Origin of the sequence: Anabaena subtropica FACHB-260, from assembly GCF_014697105.1 — a bacterium.
Taxonomy (GTDB): domain Bacteria; phylum Cyanobacteriota; class Cyanobacteriia; order Cyanobacteriales; family Nostocaceae; genus Trichormus; species Trichormus subtropicus.
On record NZ_JACJRF010000004.1, the window covers coordinates 66,281 to 83,976 of the forward strand.

The 17,696-nt window shown below is 40.7% G+C and carries 14 protein-coding genes; 6 read left to right on the forward strand and 8 right to left on the reverse strand.

Translation table 11 applies throughout. The features are described from left to right. The first annotated feature begins 70 nt into the window (after positions 1 to 70). From H6G18_RS03490 to H6G18_RS03500, 3 genes are read left to right on the forward strand one after another with little or no spacing between them, the layout of a single operon-like run. A complete protein-coding gene (locus tag H6G18_RS03490; RefSeq protein ID WP_190405695.1) occupies positions 71 to 1,783 on the forward strand; it encodes a VWA domain-containing protein in 1,713 nt (570 codons plus the stop codon). 59 nt (positions 1,784 to 1,842) lie between these two features. Then, complete coding sequence (locus tag H6G18_RS03495) at positions 1,843 to 2,568, forward strand: hypothetical protein (RefSeq protein ID WP_190405696.1); 726 nt, start codon at positions 1,843 to 1,845, stop codon at positions 2,566 to 2,568. 31 nt (positions 2,569 to 2,599) lie between these two features. Beyond that, positions 2,600 to 3,712, forward strand: coding sequence for a substrate-binding domain-containing protein (locus H6G18_RS03500; RefSeq protein ID WP_190405697.1), 1,113 nt, complete (start codon positions 2,600 to 2,602; stop codon positions 3,710 to 3,712). Positions 3,713 to 3,730: 18 nt separating this feature from the next. Here H6G18_RS03500 and hpsP read toward each other — a convergent pair whose 3' ends face one another. The 6 genes from hpsP to glmM all read right to left on the reverse strand — a co-directional run bounded on the left by hpsP (position 3,731) and on the right by glmM (position 11,772). After that, positions 3,731 to 4,912, reverse strand: coding sequence for a hormogonium polysaccharide biosynthesis glycosyltransferase HpsP (hpsP, locus tag H6G18_RS03505; RefSeq protein ID WP_190405698.1), 1,182 nt, complete (start codon positions 4,910 to 4,912; stop codon positions 3,731 to 3,733). A gap of 340 nt (positions 4,913 to 5,252) precedes the next feature. Next, positions 5,253 to 6,431: a hormogonium polysaccharide biosynthesis glycosyltransferase HpsO gene (gene hpsO, locus H6G18_RS03510; protein ID WP_190405699.1), complete on the reverse strand. Its 1,179-nt coding sequence runs from the start codon at positions 6,429 to 6,431 to the stop codon at positions 5,253 to 5,255. A 10-nt stretch (positions 6,432 to 6,441) separates the two neighbouring features. Then, on the reverse strand, positions 6,442 to 7,452 hold the full coding sequence (gene hpsN, locus H6G18_RS03515; RefSeq protein WP_190405700.1) for a hormogonium polysaccharide biosynthesis glycosyltransferase HpsN: 1,011 nt from the start codon (positions 7,450 to 7,452) through the stop codon (positions 6,442 to 6,444). A 94-nt stretch (positions 7,453 to 7,546) separates the two neighbouring features. After that, on the reverse strand, positions 7,547 to 9,211 hold the full coding sequence (gene hpsL / locus H6G18_RS03520; protein WP_190405701.1) for a hormogonium polysaccharide biosynthesis protein HpsL: 1,665 nt from the start codon (positions 9,209 to 9,211) through the stop codon (positions 7,547 to 7,549). A gap of 195 nt (positions 9,212 to 9,406) precedes the next feature. After that, a complete protein-coding gene (locus H6G18_RS03525; protein WP_190405702.1) occupies positions 9,407 to 10,147 on the reverse strand; it encodes a glycosyltransferase family 2 protein in 741 nt (246 codons plus the stop codon). Positions 10,148 to 10,299: 152 nt separating this feature from the next. Continuing rightward, positions 10,300 to 11,772 (reverse strand): phosphoglucosamine mutase, encoded by a 1,473-nt coding sequence (gene glmM / locus H6G18_RS03530; RefSeq protein ID WP_190405703.1) that lies wholly within the window; start codon positions 11,770 to 11,772, stop codon positions 10,300 to 10,302. Between the two features lie 686 nt (positions 11,773 to 12,458). Here glmM and H6G18_RS03535 point away from each other — a divergent pair. Then, entirely contained in the window at positions 12,459 to 13,175 is a 717-nt protein-coding gene (locus H6G18_RS03535; RefSeq protein ID WP_190405704.1) for a biliverdin-producing heme oxygenase, read from the forward strand. 187 nt (positions 13,176 to 13,362) lie between these two features. On the opposite strand, the gene groL is transcribed toward H6G18_RS03535, so the two are convergent. After that, positions 13,363 to 15,045, reverse strand: a complete 1,683-nt coding sequence (gene groL / locus H6G18_RS03540) for a chaperonin GroEL (protein ID WP_190405705.1) — start codon at positions 15,043 to 15,045, stop codon at positions 13,363 to 13,365. 158 nt (positions 15,046 to 15,203) lie between these two features. Here groL and H6G18_RS03545 point away from each other — a divergent pair, with 158 nt between their 5' ends. Then, on the forward strand, positions 15,204 to 16,286 hold the full coding sequence (locus H6G18_RS03545; protein WP_190405706.1) for an MraY family glycosyltransferase: 1,083 nt from the start codon (positions 15,204 to 15,206) through the stop codon (positions 16,284 to 16,286). Between the two features lie 56 nt (positions 16,287 to 16,342). Here H6G18_RS03545 and fabG read toward each other — a convergent pair whose 3' ends face one another. Beyond that, the gene (gene fabG, locus H6G18_RS03550) at positions 16,343 to 17,095 is read right to left on the reverse strand and encodes a 3-oxoacyl-[acyl-carrier-protein] reductase (RefSeq protein WP_190405707.1); all 753 of its coding nucleotides are present in this window, start codon (positions 17,093 to 17,095) and stop codon (positions 16,343 to 16,345) included. Positions 17,096 to 17,353: 258 nt separating this feature from the next. Between fabG and trxA the strand changes: the two genes are divergently transcribed. After that, positions 17,354 to 17,671: a thioredoxin gene (gene trxA, locus H6G18_RS03555; RefSeq protein WP_190405708.1), complete on the forward strand. Its 318-nt coding sequence runs from the start codon at positions 17,354 to 17,356 to the stop codon at positions 17,669 to 17,671. Positions 17,672 to 17,696 lie beyond the last annotated feature (25 nt).

The window sequence follows — 17,696 nt, forward strand, 5'->3', positions numbered from 1 at the left end:
TGATGGATTGTGTTAATAAATGAATGGCTGGTAGTTAGATATTAAATAAACGGCTTTCTGGGATAAATACATGATTCTCAAAGGGTCTTGGTTAGATACACGCCTTGTAGCAGTTTTTGGTGTTCTGTTACTAACCGCTTGTAGCAGTGACTCCAATTCAACAGATAATTTTACTGGTTTAAAAGTTAAGGTTTTGGTAGGTAGCGCCTTGGGAGACTTTTGTAACCAAGCGGCAAAAAATTTTAATGCAACGCAACCTAAGTTAGACAATGGTAATGCTTTCCAGGTGCGATGCGAAGCCTTAGGTAGTGGTGATGTGGTTAGTAGTGTAGTTGGGTTGACTTCTCAATTAAAGAATGGAACTCTCAAAGCTGATGCCACAGACTTTCCTAGCATTATTTCTGTAGATGGGGATATATATCAAAGTCAGCTAATTTATCGAGTTAACCAGATTTTCCCTGGACAAAATTACATTCCCGATATCACCGATGCGCCATTGTTAGCTAATAGCCCAATGGTATTTATGGCACAGACTGATGTGGCTGGCGGGTTGCGGAAAGTGTCTGACCCTTATCAGGCTTTGGTGACAGCTAAAACTCACCGTGATATCGACCCTACCTCACCAGCGTTAACAGTTAATTATGTCCACACTGCACCGACTCGTTCTAATTCGGGGTTGCAAACGTTGGTCGCACAGTATACTAGTGTGTCTGGTAAGCGTCCTGAAGAATTGACAGTGACTGATGTGCAGACTTTTCAGCCGCAAATTCAGCAAATCCAAAGTAAAATTACTCGTTATGGCGTTTCTACCAATTCTCTCGCCCAAGGGATGGTGAAAAACGGGCCGTTCTGGGCTTCTGTGGGGTCTGTGTATGAGTCTAGTGTAATTAGTGCCAATTCTAGCTTGCAAGCTGGACAGGAGCGTTATGAGGCGATTTACCCCAAGACAACATTTACTTCTAATATGCGGGCAATTGTCCCGAATGCCCCTTGGATGAGTGCTGATGAGAAGGCTGCCGCAGAGAAGTTTATCACTTATTGGCGATCGCCTGATACACAAAAAATTGCTACAGATTTAGGTTTACGCCCAGGAACCCCAGGAGTAGCATTAGGTGCAAAGTTTTCTCCTGAATTTGGTGTGGTGGCTGAAGCTAAGTACGATTCTTTGCGTCCACCAAAGCCAGAGGTAGTAGATGCAATGCTGAAATCTTGGCAAGAGGCTTCTAAAAAACCATCTTTGGTTGTGGTTGTGGTTGATTCTTCTGGGTCAATGTCGGGGAACAAGTTACCAGCAGTCCAAAACACTTTGCAAAATTATATTAAGAATTTAGGTAAAAAAGAACAAATTGCTTTAATAGATTTTGATTCAGAAATTAGGGAACCTGTCTTAGTCGATGGTACTCCTGAAGGACGCGATCGCGGGTTACAGTTTATTAGTAGTCTTAGGGCTGATGGTGGTACTAGTTTATATGATGCTGCTTTGCAAGCACGGAATTGGTTGAGAAAAAATCGTCGCCCAGATGCAATCAATGCAGTTTTGATATTAACTGATGGGGAAGATTCTGGTTCACGAATATCTTTAGATCAGCTATCAACAGCGTTAAAAGAAAGCGGTTTTTCTAGTGATGAAAGAATAGGCTTTTTTACTGTTGGTTATGGTCGCGAGGGGGAATTTAATCCTGATGCTTTAAAGAAGATTGCTGAGTGGAATGGAGGTTATTATTCTAAGGGTGATCCAGAGACGATTTCGCGGTTGATGTCGGATTTACAGGTGGAGTTTTAAACGCAGAGGAGCGCGGAGTTAAACGCAAAGTTGCGCGGAGTTTTTTTGAGGTCGATTTTATGTTGAAGTTAACAAATCCGCTTGATTATCCGGTGGCTGTGTTGGTTGGGGGTTTAAGTTTATTTGTGGGTGTGCGTTTGGGCGGTTTGCCTAGTCCAGTTGTGTTACCTGTTGCGGCTGGGATTACTATGGTTGGGGCTAGTTTTTTAAAGTCTCGTGAACCGGAGTATTTGGCATTAGATAATCCTGAATTAGAACGAGAAATAAATGCTGTTAAGGTGTCGGCTTTGGCTTTGGCAAATCAAGCAAATGAATTGCGTTTGCAAGCTAAGAAGTTGCTGACTGATTCTTTTCAAATTGAACTTTTGGCGGGTTTGGAAAGCAGTTGCGATCGCGCCGTTGAACTTCCGGGTAAAATTGATACTCTAGTATGGAATATTAGCGGCAATAATTCTCTACTTTCAGTTGATAAACTCCAACAACAATTGCAGGAAGTGAAACAAAAACGGCAATCTAGTTCGGGTGTGTCTAAACAACATTGGCAAGAACTTGCAGATAGTCTCCAACGTAACATCAAATTAGCTAAAGAAGGGGAAGATACTCGCCTAGCGAGAATTATTAATATTTCCACTTTAATTCAAGATTCTGCTGGTTTATTGCAGCGATTGCAGACAACATTACGCACCTCAGACTTACATGATTCTGAGCAAATTAATGGCATGATATTACTCAGTGATGAGCTTAGTAGTCTATCAGAAAATATCGATTTATTGGTTCGGAAATAATACTATATAATCGGGATGAGGACGTAAGTTTATGGCTAAGAAAAAGTCAAAGTCTTCCCAAATTTATACATCAACCGGAATTATTGCGGCATCACTAATTTTAACTTATGCCCCAATTCCTGGATTACAACAAACTATCATTGTTGTTAGTGGGACAGAATTACAAGAACCATTAGAACAACTAGCAATAAAATTCCAGCAGGAAAACCCCAATATTAAGTTACAACTAAAGTTTCAAGGTTCCCAAGATATAGCTAACAGATATCTCGACCAGAAAAATGATTTTAAACCTACTGTATTAATTCCTGCTAATGGAGAAATTTTAGCAGAATTAAGTGATCGCCTGCGTGCCACTGGCAACACTCCTCCGTTTTACGACACTCCCCGACCCATCACCAAAACCATGTTAGTCGGTATTGCTTGGCCTGAACGGGGCAAAGTTCTGTTTCCCGATGGACGCTTTCAATGGCAAAAAGTCGAACAAGCCATGCAGGCTAGTAACTGGGAAAAAATTGGTGGTAATAAAGATTGGGGTAGCTTTGATTTTGTCACCACTGACCCGACCCGTTCTAATAGTGGTCAGGTAACATTGAACCTGTGGACACAATCAAAATTAGGCACACAAGTTAACAGTAATAGTTTCAATAATCCATCTGTGCAGTCGTTGTTTGGATTAGTTAAAAAGTCAGTTTATCAGCCTCCTCGGTCTACAGATATTCTGCTGCAAGAATTTATTACCAGAGGCCCCAATGATGCTGATGTAGCTACAGTTTATGAAAGTATCGCTCTTTATCGTTGGCAACAATCAAGCACCAATAACGGTAGACCTTATCAAATATATTATTTAAATCCATCCATTGAATCCACAGCCACAGCAGCAATTGTCCGTCGGGATGTGGACTCAGGAACGGCGAATGCAGCCAAGAAGTTTCTCGACTTTGTAACGCAACCCGCACAACAAGCCGTATTAGTTGAGTATGGTTTTCGTCCAGTGAATAATGCTGTTGATTTAAAATCTGTGCCGAAAAGTCCCTGGAATCAAAATATTCCTGGTGCGGAAGTGAAACCATCTGTTCAAGCTTTACCACCTCCCACGGCTGAGATGATTACAGAAATGCAAAGACTTTGGGAAAGGGCGAATTAATTAGTCAGTTGTCAGTTGTCAGTTGCTAATAGTTTTCTTGATTGTTTGGTAGGCTTGAATCATTTGTTTAGCGATCGCATCCCAGCTAAAATGTTGTAAGGCGTAATTCTGGGCGTTTAATCCCCGGCGTTGGCGTTCTTGGGGATTTTGCAATGCTTGTTGCAATAACTCTACAAGTGATTCTACATCAGTTGTTCCTACCCAGCCTGATTGACTATCGCCTACCTGTTGCCAAATATGCACTTGGTCGGAGATAACCACAGGTACACCCGCTACCATTGCCTCAGCGACGGCAATACCGAAGTTTTCATAATATGAAGGTAGCACGAATAAATCAGCCGCTTGTAGTAAACTAGCTTTTAATTCACCAGAGACAAAACCTGTGATGGTAGTATGCGATCGCAATGGCGAATTAGTAATCTGGTCTTTAATTTTTTGTTCATAATTAGGGTCTTGGGGATTGGTTCCAGCCAAGACAAAATGAAAGTTATTCCCCGATGCTAATAGCTTTTCTAATGCGGGTATTAATAAATTCAACCCTTTTTTCGGGTCTATCCGCGACATAAATAATATCAATGACACGTCTTTAGGCATTTCCAACTGATTAGTGACTATATTCTCTGCTTTTTCTGGAGGGGGAATAACACCCAAAGGAATCACTAAATCCCGTGTAGATACTCCAAATCTTGCTGATATTTTTGCTTCTTGTTCGCTAGTGAAATGAATTGCTGCTGCACCAGCTAAATTACGCCGTTCAATAATATTGACATACAGCTTTTTTAATTGCTTTTTCTTCTGTAAATCAGCCGGGTCAAGAGTACCCAAAGGGCGCAAAATATAAGGTAAATTATGTTGACGACATACAGTAGCAGCCGCACTACTTACAGGAGAAAATAGAGCATGAATATGAGCTATATCATACTCATGGGCGTGAATTTTTAGCCATTTTAATAAATCTAAAGAAAATTTATAACGACGGAATGGAGAACAGCGAAAATAAATTATTTCATAACCATCTTGTTTGATGGGAATATTCAAAGGTACATCTAAAGGTGTTTGACCACTATCACCATTACTATCAGTTGTTATGACTGTAACTTCCGCACCCTCTTTTGCTAAAGCAGGCGCTAACCCTAATACCATTTGACTGGGGCCACCATAAATCAGGGAAATTGATGGAATAATTTGTAATATTTTCATTTTTATCAGTCGTCAGTAACGAATGGTTAGTAATCAGTTGTTGTGTTAAATAGAAAGACTTAATAAAATAAGAGTCTGTAGTAAGGGCTACCCTATGGGAACGCTATGCGAATAGCCCTTTAAAATCTGGTAAGTGAGCGGTAAATTGCTTACTACTATATTTAGTTGTGCCTATAGGACTCATATTTGATTTTTGAACAGATAAATAATAATCCAGTAGGGTGTGTTAGCGACAGCGTAACGCACCTTCCATAAGGACTTCGGTGCGTTAAGGCTTACGCTAACACATCCTACTTGTACTTAGATTATTTCATAAATCAAATCGGATTCTTATACTTACTTAGTGACTATTAACCAACTCTTGGTAAAACTCATATTGTTGCTTGGCTAAAGCTTTATTGGTATATTTAACCATAGCTTTTTGATAACCCCTTTCACCAAGTTCTTGAGTTAATTTTGGGTTTTCTAAGAGTTGTAATAGGCAATTCGTTAAGGCTTGAACATCACCTTCCGGAAAAATTAAACCAGCGTCACCAATTACATGGGGTATCTCACCGGAATCAGAACCAATAACTGGGACTTGACAAGCCATCGCCTCAATTAGAACATGACCAAATTGTTCTTTCCAGCCAACGGAAGTTAAAGTTTTAAATTTATAAGTTGTTTCTGAAGGTAATACCAAAGTATTCATTAAATTAATGTAGTTGGCGACTTCATTATGAGGAACGCTTTCAACTAAAATTACTCTATCTTGAATATTATTTTCTGAAGCAATTCTATTTAGTTCTTCTTGTAAAACTCCACGACCTAATAATAGTAATTTCCAAGGTTTATCTAGAGGTAACTTAGTTAAGGCTTGTAAAAGTGTTAATAAACCCTTTTCTGGTACAAATCTGCCAACAAAGCCAATCACAAATTCACCAGATTGGATACCTAACTTAGCAGCTAATTCTGGTTGTGTTTGAGGTGTAAATAGGGTTTCATCTACACCCAACTGTGGCATAACTTTAATTGCTCCTTTGTATCCCCTTTGGCGCAAAATTTCTGCACCATCTTGATTGCCAGAAATAATGCCGTGGCTATTGTTAAGGTTATACTTTTCTAATAAAGCAATTGGTAGTTTTAACTCGTAAGGTAAATTCCACCAAGTAAAAAAGATATTCTTTGCCTTCAGACCTAATAATTGGTTCAAGGCAATCAATTGAGCATACGCAAGTCCTCTAGACCCTTGTTCTACTTGAATAACTTGGGGGCGAAACTGTCTCAATAATGATATCAAATCAGTCCCAAAGGTGAGTAGACCTTGATGATTTTGGCTAAAATTAGAAACTGGAACTATCTTAAATGCACCTTCATCACGGTATTCGGTTTCAATAATTTTGTTTTGAACGCCGCCGGGTTTCCAAGTTTTAGGAACTACAACTGTTACTTCAATCCCAGGTTCTAGTTGAGATAAAGCCCGTAGTTTTTCACAGTTCAGGTCTACGATATAGGTATGGCTGGCAACTAAAATTTTCATAAAATAGTTGTTAGTTGTTAGTTGTCAGTTGACTGTTGATTGTTGACTCTTGATCAAGATGAGTGTAGATTTGACCATCATTCCAAGTTGATTGGATGACAGTCCCTAAAGCTTTGATAAATCCCAATGTATAGAATACTCCACGGGTAGCAATTTTGATGGGAGAACCGCTTTTATGACAAGGGGGACGACCCAGGACGTGACAATCAAATAAGCGGGAGTATAGGCGTAAGGCTTGGCTGAAATTGAGATTTTTCAGTCCTAGTAAGAAATGATTGTGGTAAAAGGTGAATTGATATTTTAGCGATCGCATACTAATATCATGACAACCCCCAGTCTCTTCTCCTAGATGAACTAAATCAGCCTCTGGGTCATACCAAATCTTATATCCTGTCTGCCGCACCCTTAAACAAAAGTCTGATTCTTCACGGACTGCACTACCGCCAAATCTTTCATCAAACCTCAGTCCGTATTTAGTAAAAATTTCCCGGCGAAAAGACATATTACAACCCCTAGCTGTCAACACTTGCTGGGGCTTAATCGTATGCACTAAGTCTATATGATACCAAGCAATTCCTGGATCCATCGCTTCTGGGGGTAGATATTCAATCTCCAAATCTCCTCCAGAATCCCCTAATTTCATTCTGTCAAATACCCTTCCTGCCACAGCCCCCACTTCGGGGTTTTGTACGTAATTTTTCGCATGAGCTGCTAAAAAACCGGGCTTTAATTTGACATCGTCATCAATAAATAAAATTATCTCTCCAGATGACCGCCGCACACCATAATTACGTGCGCCTGGTAAACTAGCCCAATCTAGGCGAAACCATTTAATCTTGGCTGCTGCGGCTACTTCTTCTAAGTAAGCTTGGATTTCTGGTGTGTGTGTTGGAGACTGGTCTACTACCAAAACTTCATAATTTGGATAATCCTGATTTAAAACATCTACAATGCTATCCCTTAGGGCTTCCTCTCTTCCGTAGGTTGGTATGACTACGGTAATCAAAGGTAAATTACTCATGTGACTTTCTACCTAGCTTAAATTTGTTTGCTCAGAGAATCGTCTGTCATAAACAACCTTGTCATATTTACTTGGTATCTACTGAGAGTCTAGTCTATAAAAATTTTACTTGTAGACGTTTTTTCTGGTTTTTTTGCTGAGGATTAGCATTTTCCCTCTCTTGTTTGTCTATTACTGGTAATTTAAACAACATCCCAGCAAAAAACCAGTAGTACACAGCCACTGGATCAACATCTAGAGGATAGTAGTAAGTGTTATAACTAATAAACAATATAAACACCCACAAAGCAGCTGCATAAGTACGGAAATTACGGTTTTTTATTGAGCGATAAGCTTTGTAGGCAGCAATTGTTAGGGTCGTGACTAAAGCCAGAAAGCCCAATGTCCCAATCATACCTACTTCATACAAGAGTTTAGGATAATACGTTTCTATCAACCTAGTTGAACCCAAAGTACGAGCAGAGTTAGTGGCTCGACCTAATCCATTTCCTAAAGGGTTGTTACTAGAACTTCTCAAAGAGTCTTCAAATTGCTGAACGATAAACTCCTGAGGTGGTGACGCTTCCCAGCGACCCGTTAAACTATCTATCCGTTCTTGTACAAGCGCAGGGTTACTGGCCATGGCAATCCCCAACACAGCAGCTAGCCCTATACCTATAGGAATAAAGCGTTTAAGGTTACGGATTTGACCTGTAAGTAAGAGCAGAATCACAAAACAGACGGGTACTAACGCTAAGGCAATCCTTTGTCCAGACACAACGGCATTAATAAATACAGTCGCCAAAGAACCTAAGCTGATGAAGCGCCAAATAAAGGAAGGGTCAGAGAAACCTGTGGCAAATGCTAAAAAGGTGCTGGAAATTAAAAACCATGCCCACTGCCAAGGAGCTACAAAGGTTCCTGGAAGTCTAATCATTCCTTGGCTGGGACTATACACTAAAGAACCACCAATATAACAACGTGCTTCTAAGGTTGCTTTAAATAAAGCGTCTCCTGAAGCATATCTAGTACCCTCACATACACCAGTCAGGAGTAAAAGATATTGAAAAATACCTAATACACCGCAGATGAGTATCAGGCTAACTTGTAGGCGCGATATGAATAGAAAGTCCTTTTTATCCTGCATTAAATAGTAGACACAACCCATTAAGGGCAAATAACCTAAAAGTACTTTTATTCCCAAAATACCCATACCTAAAGGTATTTCATTGCTTGGTTCTTTGAATGGGCCAAGATCAGGAGGATTGAATTGTTGTCCACCATTGACAAACAACAATGTTAAAAGACACAAACCCAATAAGATAAACAATGGTGTTCTAATGGCTGGAGGAATAATTAGGGGCAGTTTTTGCCGACGGCAAGCCTGCCAAATTGCAATTAGGGCTGGAAAGTAGAAAGCATCTTTAGCTAATTGCAGAATGGGACTGTTGCCAATGTAGTAAGTAATAGTACCTCCAAAAGGTACATATATTAAGAATGCTATCAGTCCCATGCGGGGGTATTTGTAAGAAAGGGACATGACAATAATTCCTAAAACTAGGGGAATTGCTGTTTTAATTCCACTTATTAAAAATACCAAAAGCCCAACAAAGAGACTAAAAAAGGTGACAGTACTCAATACGCTAATAAGTTCTTTGCGTGCTTGGGTAGCTTTGCGTTTTTGTGCTAGTCTTTCTTTGATACTCAGGCTAGGAGTTTCTACCTGTGACTGCTTTTCTGATTTTTTAGAACGTTTGGATTTTGATTTTAATATCGGCATGGGGTGATTTTAATCTATTGCCTAAACTTTATTAATTTTTTTAAGTTGCGACGGTCTCCTACCGGATGGAAGTCATGGTTTATGGTTAGGTAGAGTATTGTCGCCTAGTTTAAAACCTAGATTTCTGCTCTTTATCTTGGCTCACTTAAATAACAGTTAATCTATCAATTTATGTTGAGAAATAGATACAAATAACTATAAATCATATAAGCCAAATTCATCTCTAATCGATTGATTTAATGTCTTACGATTGAAAATACTAAAGTTTAGTCTTGTGCCATCATAGTAATGGTTTTCCCCTGTAGCCAACATATAAATTGCACCTGGGAATGGTAATAGCTTAATATTTATATCTTTTTCTTTTAAAATATTTTTTACTTTGGCATGGTCTATATAATATTTATAGTAACCATATCCACGGTTGTATTCTGGATTTTCTGGGATTAAATTTAAATCATACCTGAGGATATTGCAACTACCGCACATTTTATAAAAGTCATTTCTTTTAACGTATATATATTTATCTCCTTCTTGATATTTATACCCTTTATTGATCACCCAGCCATTGCTATTAGGGTTATTTTTCACAAATTCTGCCAAATTCCTACTTACACAATCATCTGCATCAACAGCCATAGTATGAGTAGGAGAAAAATGTTGAGCCTCAACTAAACCTTTGAGAATTTTACGCCCTTTATCAGTACGTCCTTGATTAATGTATTTAGTATCTTTTGCCTGAGGAAAATCAACTGTAATATATGTAATATTTGGATGATTGAATTGTATATCTGGTTTTTCATGACAGACAACAATAACATGAAATTCTGATGAAGTTTGATGACAAACTGATTTAATACATCTTTCAAATAACTGCGTAACACGTTCCCAAGATTTAGAAAATTGCCGACTTTTCAGGGGAATAACAAAAACTAGCATATTGTTACCTTGTTTAATGTTTAACAAATAGCTAACACGTAAATATTAGCATTTATGTAAAAACCCTAGTGTTTAGCTAGGGTCTAATTTACTGAGCTATTGAACAAAGTTCGTAATAACTTTATGATACTCAGCACTACTTATCCATTGCTTCACGGAGTTAAGTGTTGCTGTACTTGCGCTACTAATTCATTTGTCCAATGGTCAGCCAGTTCAGCATTAGCCGCTTCTACCATGACTCTGATGACTGGTTCTGTACCAGAAGCTCGGACTAAAATTCTGCCAGCATCACCCATAGCTTTTTCGGCAAGGGCGATCGCCTGTTGTACTGGTTCGCAATTTTGCCAGCTTAAACGGCGATCGCGGTCTACAACTCGCACATTCCGCAATAATTGGGGATAGGTTTGGAAGCTTTGGTCTACTAATTCGGCTAAGGAAACACCAGCCTGTTTGACTAAGCTTGCCAAGTGTAAGGCTGTTAACAAGCCATCTCCAGTCATACCATAGTGACTACAGAGGATATGACCTGATTGTTCACCCCCCAACATTGCCCCAGTTTTCAGCATTTCTGCTTGTACGTATTGGTCGCCAACGGCGGTGCGAATTAATTTACCACCCTGTTGCTGCCAAGCTTTTTCAAAGCCCAGGTTTGCCATGACGGTAGAAACAATCAAGTTATCTGGCAGTTGGTTTTGTTTTTTGAGGTGCAGTCCCCAGAGGTAAAGAATATAATCGCCGTTCACTGGACGACCTGTGGGATCTACTGCTAAGACGCGATCGGCATCACCATCAAAGGCGAAGCCCAGATCAGCGTTGTGTTCTCGGACTGTGGCTTGCAGCATTTCTAGGTGAGTAGAACCGCAATTAACATTAATGCGATCGCCATCTGCCACATTGTGTAAGCAAATCACTTCTGCTCCCATTTCTGCAAATACTGATGGTGCTAACCCAACAGCTGCACCCCAGGCTAGATCCAGAACAATCTTCATCCCCTGAAGATTCACTGTAGTTTGCAAGGGTTGTTTTAAAGCTTCGCCATAACCCTTCACCAATTCCCAACGTGAGTAATGCCGTCCACAATTACCTACACTACCTGTAGCTAGCAGATTTCCCCGCAGACCATTTTCAATTTCTGCCTGTAACGCCTGGGGTAACTTCCCACCATTAGCACCAAAAATTTTAATTCCATTATCTTCAGGAGGGTTATGACTGGCAGAAATCATCACACCACCGATCGCTTCACTAACGCTAGTTAAATAAGCTACACACGGAGTAGGACATAACCCTAAATACCAAACTTCTATCCCGGCTGCTGTCAACCCTGCACTCAATGCCATCGCCAACATATCGCTGGAGTTGCGAGAATCTTGTCCGAGGATGACTGGCCCTAAGTGACTAGCGTGACTACGTAAAACTACGCCTGCCCAAAAACCAACTTGCAATGCTAAGGGCGCACTCAGTAATTCCCCTACCTTGCCACGAATGCCATCTGTTCCAAACAGGGGCGTTGCTGGTATCGATATTAAGTCTGGTGCAAAATTCTCCTCAACAACTTTTCCTAATCCATCAGATGCAGTTGCACAATTTTTTGCGTAGCTTTGAATTCGAGTTATGGATGAAACCATTATTTTAAACACCCCTCACATCACACTAAAAATTATTACTTTAACGCCAGTTCGATCAATGTCGAGTGTTGAGTTCTGTTAGCGAGGCGTTGAGCAGGGTACTGAGTTGAGAAAGTTCTTCTCCCCTTTTCCCAGCCCTTCTGCCTCTTTTCAGCCCCCGAGCTTTAATTTTTCTCGAACTCACGTAAATTTACACTTTATTTAGCAACTAAGAGTAAATACCTGTTGATTTGCTTTTATGATAATTATTTTTCAGAAAAAAATAAATTTGTTTCCCATATTTTATTTAAGTGAAATTACTTAAAAAGAGTTATTCAATTGTCAATATTTTATGAAGAATTTAGTCACTCAGTTTTAATGCCCTTCAGTTTAACTCCTGACTTCAATAGTCGCCAGTACTACTTGATAACTTTACAGAAGTCTCATAATTTTTCGGTTTTTTTCAGGTGATGACAGTGTTATTAACGGGCGGGGCGGAGTATCATCGCCGAAAAATTTTTCTTGGTATTAGTTGTTTTTACTGGCTCAATTGGTGTTTACTTAACAAAAGTACAAATTTTACTTACTTAAAAAATATTAATATAAATTCTCATCAAATAGTTCTAATGTTACGTTCTAGTGGCATTTTTTAGCCGTCCGTAATTTAAAACTCTGGTAGTTGACCTTTTAAGGTTGAGAAATTTAGTATGAGCAGCAATTTAGCAAACAAACTACGTGTAGGTACAAAAAAAGCCCACACAATGGCAGAAAATGTGGGTTTTGTCAAATGCTTCTTAAAAGGGGTGGTAGAAAAAAGCTCTTACCGGAAGCTAGTGGCTAACTTTTACTACATCTACTCGGCAATGGAAGAGGAGATGGAAAAGCATCACCAGCACCCAATTGTTTCTAAAATCAATTTTTCCCAACTTAACCGTAAGCATACCTTAGAGCAAGACCTGAGTTACTACTATGGCGCTAACTGGCGGGAACAAATCCAACTGTCACCAGCAGGTGAAGCTTATGTGCAACGCATTCGGGAAATCTCTGCAACGGAACCAGAATTGTTGATTGCCCACTCTTACACCCGTTACTTAGGTGATTTGTCTGGGGGACAAATTCTCAAAAATATTGCTGTGACAGCGATGAATCTAAATGACGGTCAAGGAACTGCGTTTTATGAGTTCGCAGATATTACCGACGAGAAGGCTTTTAAAGCTAAATATCGGCAAACTTTGGATGAATTGCCAATTGATGAAGGGACAGGCGATCGCATCGTTAATGAGGCTAACGCCGCCTTTGGCATGAACATGAAGATGTTCCAAGAATTAGAAGGAAACTTAATCAAGGCCATCGGCATGATGGTGTATAACACCTTGACTCGCAAACGCACACGGGGTAATACCGAACTAGCTACTGCTGAGTAATTTTCTGTAACGTAAATTTTCGTAAATTGAAGGGGCAGCCTCCCTGGGTTCACCTGTGAAGAAGCAGGCGATCGCGGGGAAGTTGCCCCTAATGTTTGGCTACTGGAGGCTGGTTATTAGGAACTGGAACTCAGAATAGAAAAGTCAGTTCTTACCTATTCCCTGTTCCCTATCCTCTGTCCCCTAATTAGAACATACCCATGCCGCCCATGCCACCCATACCGCCCATGCCACCCATACCACCCATACCGCCCATGCCACCCATACCGGCATCAGCAGGAACAGCAGGTTTTTTCTCTGGTTTTTCCACAACGATCGCTTCGGTGGTTAAGACCAAACCAGCAATAGAAGCGGCGTTTTGCAAAGCTGAACGCACTACTTTAGCTGGGTCGATAATACCAGCAGCAATCAAGTCTTCAAACTCTCCACTAGCAGCGTTGTAACCGATGTTAAAATCGCTCTCTTTGACTCTAGAGACGATGACGGAACCTTCTACGCCAGCGTTATCAGCGATTTGACGTAAAGGAGCTTCTAAAGCTCGTTTAACGATTTCAGCGCCGATTTTTTCTTCTTCATCAAAATCTTTCTTAATCTCGTCTACTTTGCCTGCCAAGTAAATGAGAGTTTTGCCACCACCAGGAACGATGCCTTCAGCGACAGCCGCTTTAGTAGCATTGAGAGCATCTTCGATTCTCAGTTTGCGGTCTTTGAGTTCGGTTTCGGTGGCTGCACCGACTTTGATCACTGCCACACCACCAGCTAGTTTGGCAATGCGTTCTTGTAATTTTTCACTATCGTACTCAGAATCAGTCTCTTCCAATTGTTTGCGAATTTGAGCAATCCGCTTCTGTATTTCTGGCTTAGTAGTACTACCAGCAACAATTGTGGTGTTGTCTTTTTCAATTGTGATTTTCCGCGCAGTACCCAAAGCTTCCAAATCTGCTGTATCTAAGCTTAAGCCGATTTCTTCGGAAATTAGCTGACCATCGGTGAGGATAGCGATATCTTGCAGCAATGCTTTGCGGCGTTCACCGAAGCCTGGTGCTTTAATTGCAGCGACGGAAAGTACACCCCGTGCTTTGTTCACTACCAAAGTTGCTAAGGCATCTCCTTCTACATCTTCAGCAATAATCAGTAGGGGTTGACCCAAACGAGCTACTTTTTCCAGAATGGGTACTAGTTCTTGAATACTGCCGATTTTTTTGTCAGTAATCAGAATCCGAACATTTTCCAATTCCACTGTCTGGCGCTCGTTGTTGGTGACGAAGTAGGGGGAAATATAACCTCTGTCAATCTGCATCCCTTCCACGACTTCTAGTTCAGTTGTCAGGGATCTAGATTCTTCCACGGTAATTACACCGTCTTTGGTGACTCTTTCCACTGCTTGGGCAATCATGGCCCCAACTTCTTCATCGTTACCAGCCGAGACAGTAGCGACTTGAGCGATCGCACTACCTTCTACTGGCTTGGATATCTTGGCAATTTCTTCTACCAAGGCTTCAGTGGTTTTATCAATACCACGTTTTAAGCTGACCGGGTTAGTACCAGCCGCGACGTTTTTCAAACCTTCTTTAATTAAGGCTTGTACTAAAACAGTCGCAGTAGTTGTGCCATCGCCTGCTACATCCTTGGTTTTTGCTGCCACTTCTTGAATTAATCTGGCACCAGTATTTTCTAAAGGATCTTCTAATTCAATTTCTTTGGCGACAGTGATACCATCATTGACAATTTGAGGTGTGCCATATTTTTTTTCTAAAAGCACGTTACGACCTTTTGGCCCCAAGGTAATTTTCACAGCATCGGCTAGGGCATTGACACCCCGTTCTAAAGCACGCCGTGACTCTTCATTAAATAAAATAATTTTTGCCATGTTTCCTTTCTCTAGCGCTTCCATTAGACAATTTAGCACTCACAGGCTCAGAGTGCTAAGAACCTCATCAACTTAGATCATGTGTGGAAATAAAAAAAATTGATTAATATACACTTGATGCTCATTTAGGACACTGGCAGTAATGGTTGAATTGGGAGATGAATATTTACAACTCCCTTAGGTCTATAGGCATTGCTGACCCTAGCGGTTCCGGCTGGTTGGCAGTAGTATTCACGTTTATATTGGCTTGGTCGGTAACATGGCGTTTGATTCCCACGGTACGCAAATTCGCCTTGCAGGTAGGTTGGGCTGACCAACCCAACGCTAGACGACTCAATCGAGAACCGTTGCCGAATGCAGGGGGTTTAGCTATCTACGCGGGAGTAATTGCCGCATTGGTATTAGCTAGCCTCTTGCGTCCCATTGAACTGCAAAACGTCTTAGCTCAGGTATTGACTATTTTACTAGGGGGTTCAATCCTAGTCTTGGTCGGCTTTATTGACGATCAGTTCGGATTACCCCCCTCTGTGCGTTTATGGACGCAAATTGTCACAGCATTATTACTAGTTGCTAATGGCATCGTAGTTGATGTGAATTTCGGCACGCCCATTGACTCTATCCTTTCGATGTTGCTAACTGTGCTGTGGGTGGTGGGTATTACCAATGCTGTCAATTTGATGGATGGTATGGATGGATTGGCAGGGGGAATTAGTTTTATCACTGCCATGAGTTTGTTGGGAGTATCTGCCCAATTTCCTAATAAGGCTGCCTCCACTTTAGTTTTAGCTGCTTTAGGCGGTGGGGCTTTAGGATTTTTGCGTCATAACTTCCATCCCTCAAGAATCATCATGGGTGATGCTGGAGCATACTTTTTTGGTTATGTGCTAGCTGCAACTAGTATTTTAGGTAGCTTGCAACGAAACACGATATTTGCTCTTACTCCTACGGTTTTATTTTTGCTGTTGCCAGTGTTAGACACTACCCAAGTGTTTATCCGACGGCTTCTAGCAGGTAAAAACCCCTTGAGTACTCCTGGCAAAGACCATTTACACCACCGTTTACTCGCTTGGGGATTTTCGCAACGTCATGCTGCGTTTACCTTATGGTTAATCACCTTGGGTTGCAACGTACTAGCGATGAGAGTCCAAGGGATGAGCCTGGCGGTCATAGCTGCCACAGCTAGCAGCATTATTCTTTTGCTCAGTTTTACTGTCTGGCAAAGAATCAGAACTAATTCTTAATCCGTAATTCGTAATTCGTAATTCGTAATTACGAACTACAAATTACCAATTAAGAACTACATCACCATACCGCCATCGACATTAAAGACTTGTCCGGTAATATAAGCTGCTGCGGGATCGGCGGCGAGGAAACGCACCATACCGGCGATTTCCTCTGGTTGACCATAGCGCCCTAGAGGAATGTATTGCAAAATACCTTCTGCTTTGAGGTTGCTTGTCATGTCTGTAGTGATAAAACCAGGAGCGACGGCGTTGACAGTGATCCCACGAGAAGCAAATTCCTTGGCAATAGTTTTAGTGAAGCCAATCACACCAGCTTTAGCCGCACTGTAGTTCGCCTGACCAGGATTACCCATTTGTCCAGCGACGGAGGTAATGTTGATAATTCTACCAGCACGCTGTTTGAGCATGAGTTTACTAACGGCACGGGTACATAAAAATACACCAGTTAAATTAAGGTCAATTACAGATTGCCAGTCTTCTAGCTTCATCCTTAATAACAATGTGTCGCGGGTAATACCTGCATTATTAACCAAAATATCGATGCGGTTGAACTTCTCTATGACTTCGTTGATCAGATTGTCCACTTGGTCGGCTTGGGACACATCAGCTTGTAAAGCAATCGCTTCACCACCAGCATTTGTAATTTCTGCTACTACGCTATCAGCAGCAGTGCTAGAACTAGCGTAATTGACCACTACAGTAGCACCGTAATTAGCTAATTCTAAGGCGATCGCTCGGCCAATCCCCCGCGAAGCACCTGTAACAACAGCTACTTGTCCCCGCAAATTTTCACTTAAAATTGCCATAAAATATTCCTCAAGGTTGTAAATTCCCGCGCTAATTATCTTATGGCGATTTGTACCTACAACTTATCAAGAATTCAAAATTCAAAATTCAAAAAACCATTTGTCTACAAAATAACAATCTCTCTTCTACTCTCTAGTACATATATCTTAGGAAGTAGAAGATAAGTTGAGAAACAATAAAAACAAAATAACGTTACACCATTTCCAGAAAGCAGACATTAATATTGAATTCAATCAATAAATAATGGTGTGTGTCACATGACAGAGAAAAAACAATTCAACAGTTTTGAAGAGATGCTGTCTGGTTCTGATTTACCTGTTTTAGTAGATTTTTATGCTGACTGGTGTGGGCCTTGTCAAATGATGGGGACAATTTTACAGCAAGTAAACACTCAACTTAAAGACCGCATCCGCATTGTCAAAATCGACACGGAAAAGTACACAGAATTAGCAACTGAGTATCAAATTTATGCTCTACCAACATTGGTATTGTTCAAACAAGGTCAACCAGTAGATCGGATTGAAGGTGTACTGCAAACGCCCGATTTAGTTCAGCGTCTGCAAGGTTTCCTTTAATAAAAGTTCAATGTAGAGATACAAA

Excerpts from the sequence above, each read along its gene's own strand:
- H6G18_RS03490 (WP_190405695.1), top strand. The coding sequence starts at position 71 with ATGATTCTCAAAGGGTCTTGGTTAGATACACGCCTTGTAGCAGTTTTT.
- H6G18_RS03495 (WP_190405696.1), top strand. The coding sequence starts at position 1,843 with ATGTTGAAGTTAACAAATCCGCTTGATTATCCGGTGGCTGTGTTGGTT.
- H6G18_RS03500 (WP_190405697.1), top strand. The coding sequence starts at position 2,600 with ATGGCTAAGAAAAAGTCAAAGTCTTCCCAAATTTATACATCAACCGGA.
- hpsP (WP_190405698.1), bottom strand. The coding sequence starts at position 4,912 with ATGAAAATATTACAAATTATTCCATCAATTTCCCTGATTTATGGTGGC.
- hpsO (WP_190405699.1), bottom strand. The coding sequence starts at position 6,431 with ATGAAAATTTTAGTTGCCAGCCATACCTATATCGTAGACCTGAACTGT.
- hpsN (WP_190405700.1), bottom strand. The coding sequence starts at position 7,452 with ATGAGTAATTTACCTTTGATTACCGTAGTCATACCAACCTACGGAAGA.
- hpsL (WP_190405701.1), bottom strand. The coding sequence starts at position 9,211 with ATGCCGATATTAAAATCAAAATCCAAACGTTCTAAAAAATCAGAAAAG.
- H6G18_RS03525 (WP_190405702.1), bottom strand. The coding sequence starts at position 10,147 with ATGCTAGTTTTTGTTATTCCCCTGAAAAGTCGGCAATTTTCTAAATCT.
- glmM (WP_190405703.1), bottom strand. The coding sequence starts at position 11,772 with ATGGTTTCATCCATAACTCGAATTCAAAGCTACGCAAAAAATTGTGCA.
- H6G18_RS03535 (WP_190405704.1), top strand. The coding sequence starts at position 12,459 with ATGAGCAGCAATTTAGCAAACAAACTACGTGTAGGTACAAAAAAAGCC.
- groL (WP_190405705.1), bottom strand. The coding sequence starts at position 15,045 with ATGGCAAAAATTATTTTATTTAATGAAGAGTCACGGCGTGCTTTAGAA.
- H6G18_RS03545 (WP_190405706.1), top strand. The coding sequence starts at position 15,204 with ATGAATATTTACAACTCCCTTAGGTCTATAGGCATTGCTGACCCTAGC.
- fabG (WP_190405707.1), bottom strand. The coding sequence starts at position 17,095 with ATGGCAATTTTAAGTGAAAATTTGCGGGGACAAGTAGCTGTTGTTACA.
- trxA (WP_190405708.1), top strand. The coding sequence starts at position 17,354 with ATGACAGAGAAAAAACAATTCAACAGTTTTGAAGAGATGCTGTCTGGT.